12 protein-coding genes are annotated in these 12,807 nt (G+C 35.9%); 1 reads left to right on the top strand and 11 read right to left on the bottom strand.

Going from position 1 to position 12,807, the window contains the following annotated elements:
- The 7 genes from FNK51_RS01965 to FNK51_RS01935 all read right to left on the bottom strand — a co-directional run.
- On the bottom strand, positions 1 to 320 hold a 320-nt coding region (locus FNK51_RS01965), incomplete at its 3' end, for an SH3 domain-containing protein (protein ID WP_141992285.1).
- Positions 321 to 719: 399 nt separating this feature from the next.
- Positions 720 to 2,015 (bottom strand): hypothetical protein, encoded by a 1,296-nt coding sequence (locus FNK51_RS01960; protein WP_141992284.1) that lies wholly within the window; start codon positions 2,013 to 2,015, stop codon positions 720 to 722.
- A 223-nt stretch (positions 2,016 to 2,238) separates the two neighbouring features.
- A complete protein-coding gene (gene argH / locus FNK51_RS01955; protein ID WP_141992283.1) occupies positions 2,239 to 3,558 on the bottom strand; it encodes an argininosuccinate lyase in 1,320 nt (439 codons plus the stop codon).
- A gap of 33 nt (positions 3,559 to 3,591) precedes the next feature.
- The gene (locus FNK51_RS01950; protein WP_141992282.1) at positions 3,592 to 5,157 is read right to left on the bottom strand and encodes an APC family permease; all 1,566 of its coding nucleotides are present in this window, start codon (positions 5,155 to 5,157) and stop codon (positions 3,592 to 3,594) included.
- Between the two features lie 633 nt (positions 5,158 to 5,790).
- Complete coding sequence (locus tag FNK51_RS01945; protein WP_286178541.1) at positions 5,791 to 6,198, bottom strand: YbaN family protein; 408 nt, start codon at positions 6,196 to 6,198, stop codon at positions 5,791 to 5,793.
- Between the two features lie 145 nt (positions 6,199 to 6,343).
- Positions 6,344 to 6,988, bottom strand: coding sequence for an MBL fold metallo-hydrolase (locus FNK51_RS01940; protein ID WP_141992281.1), 645 nt, complete (start codon positions 6,986 to 6,988; stop codon positions 6,344 to 6,346).
- Positions 6,989 to 7,206: 218 nt separating this feature from the next.
- Positions 7,207 to 7,752 (bottom strand): helix-turn-helix domain-containing protein, encoded by a 546-nt coding sequence (locus tag FNK51_RS01935; protein ID WP_141992280.1) that lies wholly within the window; start codon positions 7,750 to 7,752, stop codon positions 7,207 to 7,209.
- Between the two features lie 151 nt (positions 7,753 to 7,903).
- On the opposite strand from FNK51_RS01935, the gene FNK51_RS01930 reads away from it, so the two are divergent.
- A complete protein-coding gene (locus FNK51_RS01930; protein ID WP_141992279.1) occupies positions 7,904 to 9,265 on the top strand; it encodes a D-serine ammonia-lyase in 1,362 nt (453 codons plus the stop codon).
- A 783-nt stretch (positions 9,266 to 10,048) separates the two neighbouring features.
- On the opposite strand, the gene map is transcribed toward FNK51_RS01930, so the two are convergent.
- The 4 genes from map to azlC form a co-directional block, all read right to left on the bottom strand.
- Positions 10,049 to 10,789, bottom strand: coding sequence for a type I methionyl aminopeptidase (map, locus tag FNK51_RS01925; protein ID WP_141992278.1), 741 nt, complete (start codon positions 10,787 to 10,789; stop codon positions 10,049 to 10,051).
- 272 nt (positions 10,790 to 11,061) lie between these two features.
- The gene (locus FNK51_RS01920; protein ID WP_286178540.1) at positions 11,062 to 11,520 is read right to left on the bottom strand and encodes a PaaI family thioesterase; all 459 of its coding nucleotides are present in this window, start codon (positions 11,518 to 11,520) and stop codon (positions 11,062 to 11,064) included.
- 71 nt (positions 11,521 to 11,591) lie between these two features.
- On the bottom strand, positions 11,592 to 11,924 hold the full coding sequence (locus FNK51_RS01915) for an AzlD domain-containing protein (RefSeq protein ID WP_141992276.1): 333 nt from the start codon (positions 11,922 to 11,924) through the stop codon (positions 11,592 to 11,594).
- Positions 11,921 to 12,676: an azaleucine resistance protein AzlC gene (gene azlC, locus FNK51_RS01910; RefSeq protein ID WP_141992275.1), complete on the bottom strand. Its 756-nt coding sequence runs from the start codon at positions 12,674 to 12,676 to the stop codon at positions 11,921 to 11,923. The genes FNK51_RS01915 and azlC overlap by 4 nt, the downstream gene beginning before the upstream one ends.
- Between the last annotated feature and the right edge of the window lie 131 nt (positions 12,677 to 12,807).

The following is a 12,807-nucleotide window of genomic DNA, read 5'->3' as shown; positions in this document are numbered from 1 at the left end:
ATTTTTACATATTGGCTACTAACATAACCTGTTTGACCATTTAAGCTAACCTTTAGCCATCCACTCGCATCTTTTCCAGTAACCGTTAACTTTGTGCCCTGTTTAACCGTTGCTATAATTTTATTAGCAGTAGATGGACCTGTACGGACATTCAGGTTAGCAGTTGCTGTATAAGTTACAGTTGCTGCATTGGCTACACTTGGTTCTAACCCCTTAATATTTGCATGCTTAAAACCGATTAAACCTGCACATAAAATAATGAAAGCGAAACCGGTAGTTAGCAATATTTTGTTTAACGTTACTTTATTTAGTTTTGTCATATAGAACACCTCAGCTTTAAGATATATTTTAAAATAATAAATGTCACTGGTTTATTGTTCCAATTAGCAACAAGAATGTTGAAACAACATCCGCAAAGATATTCTTTTACACTTTTAAAATAATAGATGGTCCTTAAGTTAACTAAATTGGTTAACTTTTTTTATTACGTTTCTCCCTGGATGAATTACAGGGCTAGTTTCGCAGTTTGTCAGGTTCACATAAAAAAATCAGGCACCCGTAATGGATGCCTTTAAATAGCCGAACTATCTTGTATTTCATTTTCTTTATAGAAGTCCTTTGGCAATATAACGGTAAAATCATGCGTTATTTTAAGATCTAGTTTAATACTTCCAGCAGGGATAAACACTAAAAGTCTAAAAACACCCGAAAAACGGGTGCTATTTTAAACGATAAATTTTACTTGGTCTTCCTCGAGAAGAATAAGATTCCTCACCAATGATTTCTGCTAAATCAACTTCACATAAACTTACTACAATACGCCGTGCATTGCTTTCATCCCAATAGAGATGCGTTGTTAAATCTTTTATTGTAAAATCGTTCAGTTTCAATCTGTTAACTAAAGCATATAATTTATTATAATTTTTCACACTTATTTTGGCTTTTTTTAGTTTTTCCATAAAATCCTTGTCATCTATCCGGTAAGAAAAACGTAATTCTTCCTCTTCACCTGCAGACTCGATCATTGTTCCGTCCTCTTGTACAATGACGATGCCCTTCTCTGACTTTTCTTTTGAAAGTTGGATGGCACGCTGAGCGTTTATTTCTGCTGAGTGAAGTGTTTGACCATATCCAATTCCTACGGTTACAGTAGCATTGGATTCATTTGACAACAGAAAGACAGTATCTTTTAAATCTTTGATTTTGGATTCAATTGTACCCCGTGTACTAAAGATAAAGTAACGGCCGTTTCCCTTCTCAACTAATGACCCCTCCAATTGTTCGCAAAATCTAAGAAGAGTTTCTTTTAGTTTTATCTCTAAAAATTGCAGATGGTACGAGCTTTTAGCTTTCTCAAATATTTTCTCAAAATGTTCAATTTCAATAATTTGAACACCAATTTGAGTGTCTCTAAAGTAAAAAGTTCTCGATTTTTCTGCAAGAATTCTTAATGATTGGCGAATTTCCATATCAGTTGTAGATATTCGATAGGTTGGTACTCCTGCTTCTTTTAAATTTAGATATACAGCCTCGAAGCAAGTTATTGCACCTTCCGTTTTTCCGGCTTTCCACAAATCAAGATGGAATGCGATTAATTCTTCCGTGCTTGAATTAACATTGAAGTTTTTTATATACATTTCTTTTGGAGTAATATCAATTTGTTTTAACGCCTGCTCTAAATGGGTTGTAGTTATTTCATCGATGCTTACTTTACTTAAAAATTCCTTTTGGAAATATCCCATATGCAAAAGGCTTTTATAGATGCCTGATTCAGTATGATGAATATATAATAGGTTTTCCCCTATTCCCACAGTATTTTTTGCAACCATATATGAAATTTGGCCTGAAAAAAACCAGACATCCACATTTTTATTGAATTCCAAAACGATTTTTTCAGTTTCTCTGAAATCCTCATATGGGTAGGCTTTAAATTCCATGATCGACTCATATTCTTTACCTAAATTAATAATGCGCTCAACTGATGAATTAGGACCAACTACCCCAATTTTATACATTTTTTTCTCCTTAGTTCAAAAACTTAATTACTTTAATCTTATCTTTAAAATGAAAGAAATTAAAGTTTAATCCTTCTTCTATTGGAAAAACATTTATCACAAGACATTGTATCTCTTGATTTAAAGGGGAGTTTGATTATGTGTTTTTAAAAAATATAAAGAGCTATTAGCATAGGTCGTACTTATCCTCTATGCAATAGCTCTTAAATTGGAAAGATCGAGATTATTTTAACAAGTTCACCTTAATGCCTTTATTTAATATATTTTGATAATCAATAAAGTTATATAAGTCCCCTTCAATTAATGGACTTAAGCTCTTTAATTCGTCTGGAGTCAACTCTTCTATTGCTTTATTATGATCTTCACAATAAATGACAATAGAACCAACGATACTGTGGGCATCTCTGAACGCAACCCCTTTGCTAACTAAATAATCAGCGACTTCTGTTGCATTGAGAAAGCCATATTTTACAGCTTTTTTCATATTTTCAGTATTCACCTTCATGGTAGAAATCATATTGGACATAATTTCTAGACAAGACAAAACTGTATCCAATGCATCAAAAAATGGTTCTTTATCTTCCTGCATATCTTTATTATAAGCCAATGGTAACCCTTTCATAGTTGTTAAAAGTGAAGTAAGAGAACCATATACTCTTCCTGTTTTTCCTCTTATAAGCTCTGCTGCATCAGGATTTTTCTTTTGAGGCATAATGCTACTACCTGTAGAATATGCGTCATCAATACTAATAAATTTAAACTCTTGACTGCTCCATAAAATCAGTTCTTCACTTAATCTGCTTAAATGCATCATGATGATCGAAAAACTGGACATTAACTCTAAAAGGTAATCTCTATCACTAACACCATCGAGGAAATTGTTTACAGGTTTTGAAAATCCTAACTCCTCTGCTGTCATTTCTCGGTCTATAACATGAGTTGTCCCTGCCAATGCTCCACACCCCAGTGGACTTTCGTTCAAAATTTCAATTGCATTAAGAACTCTTTTTCTGTCCCTATCCAGCATATTAAAGTAGGCCATTAAATGGTGCTTAAGAGTTACTACTTGAGCTCGTTGTAGATGGGTGTATCCGGGCATAATCACATTGTTTGCTTTTGCCTTTTCTTCCAGGTTATTTTGAAGTTCTTCAATATACTCGATCACTTCTAACGCCTTATTTTTAGCGTAAAGCCTGATATCTAAAGCAACTTGATCATTTCGACTTCTTGCTGTATGGAGTTTTTTTGCTGTTTCACCTATTCGTTCTGTTAATGTTGCTTCAACAAAACTATGAATATCTTCAAAATCCCCTTCGATCACTAATGTTCCGCTCTCGATATCTTCCAATATAGAAAGAAGTGACTTAATAATACTTTCTCCTTCTTCCTTGGTAAGCAATTCACATTTCACAAGCATATTTACATGTGCAATACTTCCTTTAATATCTTCAGAATAAAGTCTCATATCAACATGAAGAGAACTATTAAAGCCCTCCATTAATTTATTTTCTTCTTTTCTAAAACGTCCACCCCAAAGCTTCATAACCATTTCTCCTTTTGTAAAATGAAGTTGCATTTAATTGTTATCCATATCCAGCAATTCTTGAACATTCCCCTTTTTCCGCATGTACCAGACTCCGTTATAAACAGCAAAATAGTAAAAAACGAATCCTATTATTGCCACGATGTAAGACATAAATGGCTCTGGAATAATACCCTTACCACCAAAATTTCCGATTGATGATATCCCAACGAGCATCAGAATATAAATGACGAGATAGATCCCACCAATAATTTCCATCGATTTATGTTTATTGATAAAATGAGTAATTAAATATCCAACAATTCCAATTGCTAATCCCCAAATTGCAAGTTGAACCCTACTCCAATTTGTCCAATAAATAAGTAGAGTGGCAAATACAAAGGCTAAAGGAGCAATAAAATTCATGCCTGGGATACCGTTGTCTTTTGTCAAACCAACCTTACGAAACACCATTACTGTGACACATGCTGAGGCGTATTTAAAAATCCCAATTGCTCCAACGATTGCTACAATTGCGGTCCAACTCTTTAAAGGGAACAAGAAAAGTAACCCAATGAGGAAGTTGAGAGTGAGTGCACGTGTTGGGACTCCAAATCTTTTATTAATAGTTCCGAAATAAGAAGGAAGGAATCCACTCTTCGCCATTCCAAAAACATGTCTTGAAGTTCCAGCTGTATAAGCAAGCGCCGATCCAGTTGGGGAAATCATTGCGTCCGCTGTAATGGTCCAGGACAGCCAAACCATATTCGCCATAAGTGCTAAATTCGCAAATGGAGAGTCAAATTTAATTCCACTCCAACCATTAGCTAGCATTTCGGGCGGTACGGCCCCTATAAAAACGATTTGAAGTAAAACATATAAAATTGCCGAGACTGACAGCGATGTGATAAGAGCAAGCGGAATATTCCGTCTTGGGTTTACCACCTCGCCACTCATCATTACCACATTCCCGAATCCTGTATAGGCAAAAAATATACCACTAGTTAAGATTGCGCTTAATCCTGCGCCATATCCATTAGGGGCAAACCCATGACTTGTATAATTCTCTTCATGAAACCCTGTCATAAAAAAAGCAATGATGGTTAGGACAGGTACTATAAATTTAATCGTGGTAATAATGGTATTCGTGACAGCAAATAATTTCACTCCAAAATAGTTCACCACAACAAAGAACACCATTAAAACAGTCGATGCTAGAATTCCTGTTGTCGTTAGTTGCTCCTTAGATATATCATATAGGCCTGGCCAGAACTCATTAGCGTATTGAATAACTCCCGATGATTCAACGGGTGCAGTGGCACAGTAGCCAAGCCAAATCGAATAACTAGTCACTGTAGCAAGCAATTTCCCATGGGAATAAAGGGGATAACGACCTAAACCACCTGTTTCTGGCCTTACCCTTGCTAATTCAGCATAAACAAGAGCTATTAGAGTAATGACGAATGCAGCAATAACCCAAGACATAATAGCAGCTGGCCCAGCCATTTTTGCCGTATTCCATGGTCCAAAAAGCCAACTTGATCCAATAATTCCTCCAAGAGATAATGCAGTAAGTGACCAAAAGCCCATTTTCTTTTTCAAATATCGTTCTTGATTCATGAAATTCCCTCTCTCTTAATGGGGTATATTATTATTTGCAAACATGGATAGCTTAGTACTGTACCTAAAATAATTAACTCCTTTCAAATTTTTAAGGCAATACTTCGGGAAGCTAACTTTACCTAATGGATGGTACAAAATCCAAACGAACAACCAGGAATTAGCTTAGCCAAAAAGGATTAGCTCAATTGTAGATCTATTTTAAGGTCAAAAAAACGTAATTACCTTAAATTGATTTTATTTGAATCGTTTGCATTTTGCAATATTATTTTTTGAAAATTCATAACACACATACAAAAGGAGTTCGTTCACTGAGTTAAGGCATGCATCACCCACTTCATGCGGGCCCACTTGCATAAGTAAACAATCCACCCCAAACGAAAAAGGGCTTATGTTTTTTTACAAACGAGCCCAAAAATTTCATTCTGGAGGAGTTATGAAATTTTAACTAGATGGTTATGTGGGAAGACCTCATTAAGGGTACTTTTTACATTCAAAAGGCCGCCAATTGGCGGCCTTCTTATCCAAAATACATTGATTTTCTTACTCCCCTGCCCCGTTAGTTCCATAGGAAAAAGAGCTGCCGAAGCAACTCCCTTATTGAAGTAAGGACCCGTTATTTGAATAGGATTTTCAAAAAGCCCTTTGTTTTGTATTGTTCGGGTCAATTGTCTTAATTTTTTTAATGAAATAATAATGTTTGTAGAGGGCGAGCACTATCAATAAGATTTTCACTAACAGGATGTCCACATAAAATACAGAAATTACGATGAAGAAATCGGCAATTATATTGATTCTGATTTTCTCTTTTCGAGTCATACCTTTTTTTTGCAGGAATGCTACAACGTATTTTTCATATAATGAGGTGCGTTTGAACCAGTTTTCAATCGTCTTGGAACTTTTAGCAAAGCAAAAAGCAGCAAATAAGTAAAACGGACCGCCCGGCAGAACTGGTAACACAGTCCCTGCAATACCTATCAAAAGAGATATGGACCCAAGAAGAAAAAATAGGAAACTTTTTACTTTTTTAATTGTAATCACCTTTTTATTTATATTCTATCTCCTTATAACATAAAGAGGAAGTCTAATTGATTCAACGTCATTGATTAATATCTTCCCTTTTTCTTTTTGAACTAACCTGCCCTCGTTATAAATAATAAATGCATAAACAGGATTTCTTATCCATTCATTCATACAGCATAGTTACGACCCCAGCATATTCTGACAAATTTTCTTTGGAAATATCCAATGTCTTAACTTCGGTTGTTCGCTGTCCGGAGATCTGAAAAAACTTATCTACCTTTGAAAACATCAGGCCAACAACCGGCAATGCCTTAGTTCTATAATGCATGGGAATTGTAATAGTGGATTTCAATTGACGCATCACTTGAGCAGCTTCTATTGCATTAATCGTGAATGTACCTCCTACAGGAATGATTAGAATATCTACTTTTCCAATTTCATTTACTTGTTCTTCTGATAATATATGCCCTAAATCTCCACAGTGACAGATAGTTAGTCCATCCATTTGGAAAAGATATAAAATATTGGGGCCTCTCTTCTCGCCATTTACCTTATCGTGAAATGTCTTAAATCCACTAATTCTTACATCTTCGCGGATGTATTCCTTCGGCTCATTAACAAGCAAGTATTCACCTGTTGCAGCTTGAATTTTATTGTGATCGAAATGATTATGTGTAACGGCAACTATATCTGGTTCAACACTCGGCATACGGTAACGGATGAAGCGATGATATGGATCAATAAGAATCCTGGTTCCACTTTCGGATGTTAGTAAAAAGGCAGAATGTCCAAACCATTTTATTTTCATACTAAAATTCTCCTTATTGATTCAAAATTATTAAAATCAAGCAACTTTTAAGGAAACCCGGACCTACAGTTCAATATTTATTCCATTTATTATTATTCTATTATTCATGTAATAGTCCTTCTACACCTGATCTGTCCCTTTTATTCCATAAGAAAAGCGATCCTCATTAAAGAATCGCGCCCAATTGTGAAAAAACATTACATTTTAAAATCTTTTCATTAAAACGCAGGCGGGGTAACTGAAAATAATACAGCTGCATTCTGACTAAAATTATTTTCCCATTTATGTTTGAAATTTGCTGGTATTTTCACACTATCACCAGCTTCCAATATATATTCTTCTTCACCTAAATACAGCTTGATTTTCCCTTCCAAAATAAATGCTACTTCCTCTCCTCTATGTTCTATAGGGCTTTCTGACGAGGAAATATTCGGAGGAACTTTCATAATCGCTGTTGCCAAATTACCCGTAAAATCAGGTGACAATAACTCATAAGACAAATTATCAATGATCATTTTCTTACGTTTACTGGACCTAACGATTAAATCCTCCGTAATCGTTTCTTCAAGCAAAAAACTAAATGTTGGAACATTCAAGGTTTTAGCTAAGACCTTTAAGGTTTGAATAGAAGGATTCGCCAAACCTCTTTCAATCTGGCTTAACATTGAAGGTGTAATTTCAGCTAATTTTGCTAACTCTCTACTACTCAATCCTTTAGCTTTTCTATATTTTTCAACTTTCTTGCCAATATCTATATTTTCCATAACTGCTACTCCTTAACGACTTATTAAATCACACTTAAATAAAATTAATATAAATTAACATCGAGATGATTGTGTGTTAAACTGTACTAAATTTTATTTAATTATAATTTACCAAACAATTTGTTACAAGAAAATGAGGAGGATCAAACAGATGAAAGAGATTGAAAGCAAAGAATTACAATCATGGAAAGACAAATATCCTTTATTAAATAAGCTCATTTCGACGGAAGAAGTATTTTGGCTCAATCCAAATGTCGAAAAATTTCAAACAGGAATAAAAAAATCCCCCCTTACTCAAGAAGATGTAAGAGATGCAGAGGAAAGGTTGAAACGTTTTGCTCCATATATCGCCAAAGTTTTCCCTGAGACAAAAGGAACGAACGGAATCATAGAATCACCTTTAGTGAGAATTCCTGCCATGAAGCAGTCCTTGGAACAGGATCATCAACAACCTATATTAGGAGAATTATTACTAAAATGTGATAGTCACCTTCCTATATCAGGATCCATTAAAGCAAGAGGCGGGATTTATGAAATTCTCAAACATGCGGAAGAACTAGCTTTCCAACATCAATTGTTAACAATTCAAGATGATTATTCGATTTTAGATAGTGATAGGTTCCGAACCCTTTTCTCAAAATATTCAATCGCAGTAGGCTCGACTGGAAATTTAGGACTTAGTATTGGCATCATCAGTGCAAAGTTAGGTTTTAACGTTTCCGTTCATATGTCAGCTGATGCAAAACAGTGGAAAAAAGACTTGCTTAGAAGCAAAAATGTCAATGTCATTGAATATGAAGCTGATTATAGTAAAGCTGTAGAGGAAGGCCGAATCCAAGCAGATAGTGACCCAACATGTTATTTTGTGGATGATGAAAATTCTCACGACCTATTTTTAGGATATGCAGTGGCTGCATCCCGTTTGAAGAAACAATTAGAAGAGCTAGAGATAATTGTAGATGAAAATCATCCTTTGTTTGTTTACCTCCCATGTGGAGTAGGTGGTGGTCCTGGAGGCGTAGCTTTTGGCTTGAAATTATTGTATCAAGACCATATTCACTGTTTCTTCGCAGAACCTACCCACTCGCCATGCATGCTACTCGGTTTAATGACTGGACTACATGATAAAGTTTCTGTACAAGATGTTGGCATCGATAATGTAACAGACGCGGATGGACTAGCTGTTGGAAAGCCATCCGGGTTTGTCGGTAAAACGATGGAACCCTTCTTAAGCGGCAATTATACGGTTAGCGATGAACAGTTGTATAAGTTGCTAAAAGAACTAGTTGATACAGAAGGGATCCATTTAGAACCTTCAGCACTAGCAGGCATGATAGGACCAAGTAAATTATGTAAAGAGGGTATCGATTATTTACAGAAGCATCATTTAACGGAAAAGATGAGTAATGGTACACATATTATTTGGGGGACTGGCGGAAGCATGGTTCCTGAAGAAATGATGAAGCAATATTATCAAAAAGGGTTGAAAATAGCGTTAGAGAAACAGAAGTAATTTACCTTTGCCCAACAATTACATGTGGCTAAATGTAAAACAAAGTTGATTGGAACGGAAGGCTCGAGACTCCTGCGGGGAAAGCGCGTGCCCTACGTTCCAATCAACGTTCGAATTTTCCTCAAAAAAATGTACTGTAGACTGCAGGAATGCTAGCCTGCCTCTTAGTTGCATAAGAAAAATCTGCCTATATGACAGATCTAATTTACTGCTATTGCACCTGAACGTTTGATGGAGTGTCAGCCCCCCCAACAATCACATAGGAATGTACCCTTTTGTTAGATATACAAATATCATAACGGGAATAAAACTAAAGACCATAAATAAATTGCTTAAAGCTATTAATCTGTTATTTGAATAAGAACCTAATACTACTCCAATTGGGTTAAGAACAAATGTTAACATCCCATAAGATTCTTCCATTTTAAAGACCAAATAAGGTATCCAAGAAACAATTCCACAGAGTAAAAGTGTAACAGATAGCCAAAAGTAGATCTTTGTTTTTCGATTGACTCGACTCAATTATTCCAACGCCTTTCAAAACAACAATGCCCTAATCTTAACATAGTTTCCAAATAAAGTTTCCGGGTTTCCCTGCCCCTTTAACTCCATAAGAAAAAGAGCTGCTAAAGCAACTCCCTTGTTTAGCGTGGGTTCACCAATCGAATCCTTCCTGTTTTAAAGCGAGTAACATTCTACGAATTTATACGTTACCCCATTTAAATTTCCTACACAGTATACGAAATACTTATGTTTATACGAGTCTTTTCGTCTATGCTTGAATTAAAGTGTGACAATAATCGGACCATTTTTAGTAAGGATAATCGTATGTTCCAATTGAGCTACATAGCTTTTTTCTGTAGCATAGGTCCAACCGTCTTCTTTTTGGAATACTTCTTCTTCAAAGGTTGAGATAAATGGTTCGAATGCGATAACCATCCCTTCCTTTAATAGTTCATTATCCCATGGATCATTATAATTACAAATATGGTCAGGTGCTTCGTGTATTCTACGTCCAACACCATGTCCTGTAAGGTTTTTGATAACAGTGAATCCATGCTGTCTCGCTGTTTCGAATACTGCTTTTCCGATTCTGCTTTTTTTGGAACCTGGTTTTGCTTTCTTAAGACCTGCTTCAAATGCCTTTTTAGCAACGTCGCATAATTTCGTTAATACTTCGTCACCCTCCCCTACTACAAATGAGATTCCTGTATCTGCGAAATAACCGTTCTTTGAAGCAGATACATCTATATTCACTAGATCCCCTTCATGAATAACCCGAAGACCTGGAATACCATGTGCCACTTCTTCATTAGTGCTAATGCAAGTATAGCCAGGAAAATCATATTCACCTTTTGGAGCTGAAACTGCACCTGCCTTTTCTAAAAGTTCTCCGGCTATATCATCAAGTTCTTTGGTCGTTATCCCTGGAATTGTTCTTTGTACCAATTCATCTCTAATGGAGGCAACAATTTTGCCAATTTCCTTCAAACCATTAAAATCCTCTTCTGTTTTTGCAATCATTTTTTCCTACCTCAAATCGTTTATAGTCTATAATCCATAAGCTAAATAAGTATTAATTGTACCTTTATTTTCTCGCAAAATAAAAGCAATGTAAATGATTTGGTACAATACCCCTTTTTTCACAAAGTTACCAACGTTCAAAATATATATTATTGGAGATTCCTTTGCTAAACAATCTGGCCCAATTGTTGAACAAAGAACAAACAGCAATCTTTAGCTCCATAAGAAAAAGCTGTCTTGAGGACAGCTCTGAACAATAACTATTGAACTGCTTAATCTTGTTCATCAAGTTCAATAAAATAATGATCCTTACGGTATGACACTGCCTCCATGGTTGCAATCAGGTTTTCCTCATGAAAGACGTCTATTCGATAAAATCCTGTCCGATAGTTTCGTTTAATTTCCGTTGCAAGGGCTACTATCTTGTCTCCGGGTTTAGCTGATTCAATAAACTGGATGGTTGTCGAGAGGCCTAATGATGTTTTGCCATATGCATTACAGGCTACTGAAAAAGCATGATCTGCTAAAGCATAAATGACTGCCCCGTGAACCGTTCCATATGCATTTACCATAGTGCTTTGCACTTCTAAAGTTGCTTCTGCAGTACCTGCCTCGAATTTCGTTAACTGAATGCCTAACGACTGAGCATACGGATCGTTTTTCACATGCGCATGAATTTGTTCATAATGTTTTTCATGAATTTGATATTCATCAATTTTTTTCTTCACCATTACCTACCCCTTTTCAGTACCATCGATATCAGTAATTGTGACGTGTATTGGAAGTGCTAATTATTATCCATTTAAAAAACCAATTGCACCAACATCATGTAGACAATCGTTCCCCCCGCTATGGAAAGGAGCATCATTTTCTTCCAAATGTGAAGCAGGGCAACTACCGCTATCGCCATAAATTCAGGGATGCCGTGACTTCCGGATTGTAAGCTTACATCCTTTAAACAATAAATGACCAAAAGCCCAATTACCGCGGATGGCAGTATTTTACCGAGATACTGTACATACTTCGGTGTGGGTTTACCTGATGGGAAAACGATGAATGGAAGAAACCTTGTAAGCATTGTGCCAAGAACAACCATTGCTATTGTAATGATTTGCTGTGTTAAATCCATTGTCATATGGTCTTGACCTCAACTTTCTCTAATGGCTTTCTAAGTAAGGTGAGTACCCCCAAAATTGAAAACATAGCAGGGATGATGAAATTGCTTCCGCCAAAAATAATAAGACAGACTGCTGACAGTCCAAGCCCTGTGAGGGCACTATGATGGTTTTTCTCTTTCATCCACTGTTCAATGAAAATGACTACAAAGAGAGCCGTCATAACAAAATCGAGTCCTTCTGTGTTGAATTTGACAAGGGATCCAAAAATGCCGCCAATCGCCGATCCTATCACCCAATAGGAATGATTGAGCAATGTCACGAAGAACATGAACCAGCCCTTGTCTACATTATTCGGAACATCAACGGTACAATTGATGGAAAAAGACTCATCGCAAAGCCCAAAAATCAGATACAGCTTTTTCTTCCCGGTCCCCCTGTACTTATCCAGCATGGAAATGCCATAAAACAAATGCCGTGCATTCACCATTAAAGTTAGAAAAAGGGCGTTAATCGGATTGAATGCGACAAGCAATAAATTGGCTGCAATAAACTCCATTGATCCTGCAAATATTGTTAGACTCATCAATATCGGGTAAATAGCACTGAAGCCTAATGAATTCATAAAGATTCCATAAGCGATGCCTAAAAATAAAAAGCCTGCAAAAATGGGCATTGTGTACGGAAAGGCTGCACGAAATGCAGTTAGCATTTGAGTTCTTTTTTTCATATATTTCACATCCTGATGGCTAAATTTATTTAAATTTAACATACAAAATCCGTACAAAAAACAAGTTAATTGTATGGATTACAATTAAAATAAAATACCCCCATTTCATCAAAATGTGGGTACCGATAGATATTCCTTTATATAAATCATCCCGTTTCATTATTAGAATTCCA

The sequence above is a fragment of the Bacillus sp. B4EP4a genome, from assembly GCF_006680105.1.
Classification (GTDB): Bacteria; Bacillota; Bacilli; order Bacillales; family DSM-1321; genus Peribacillus; species Peribacillus simplex_E.
This window is presented reverse-complemented; position numbering and strand designations above follow the sequence as displayed.

Bases quoted from the DNA above. Each gene is read 5' to 3' on its own strand.
- FNK51_RS01960 (WP_141992284.1), bottom strand. From the start codon at position 2,015: ATGTATAAAATTGGGGTAGTTGGTCCTAATTCATCAGTTGAGCGCATT.
- argH (WP_141992283.1), bottom strand. From the start codon at position 3,558: ATGAAGCTTTGGGGTGGACGTTTTAGAAAAGAAGAAAATAAATTAATG.
- FNK51_RS01950 (WP_141992282.1), bottom strand. From the start codon at position 5,157: ATGAATCAAGAACGATATTTGAAAAAGAAAATGGGCTTTTGGTCACTT.
- FNK51_RS01940 (WP_141992281.1), bottom strand. From the start codon at position 6,988: ATGAAAATAAAATGGTTTGGACATTCTGCCTTTTTACTAACATCCGAA.
- FNK51_RS01935 (WP_141992280.1), bottom strand. From the start codon at position 7,752: ATGGAAAATATAGATATTGGCAAGAAAGTTGAAAAATATAGAAAAGCT.
- FNK51_RS01930 (WP_141992279.1), top strand. From the start codon at position 7,904: ATGAAAGAGATTGAAAGCAAAGAATTACAATCATGGAAAGACAAATAT.
- map (WP_141992278.1), bottom strand. From the start codon at position 10,789: ATGATTGCAAAAACAGAAGAGGATTTTAATGGTTTGAAGGAAATTGGC.
- FNK51_RS01920 (WP_286178540.1), bottom strand. From the start codon at position 11,520: ATGGTGAAGAAAAAAATTGATGAATATCAAATTCATGAAAAACATTAT.
- FNK51_RS01915 (WP_141992276.1), bottom strand. From the start codon at position 11,924: ATGACAATGGATTTAACACAGCAAATCATTACAATAGCAATGGTTGTT.
- azlC (WP_141992275.1), bottom strand. From the start codon at position 12,676: ATGTTAAATTTAAATAAATTTAGCCATCAGGATGTGAAATATATGAAA.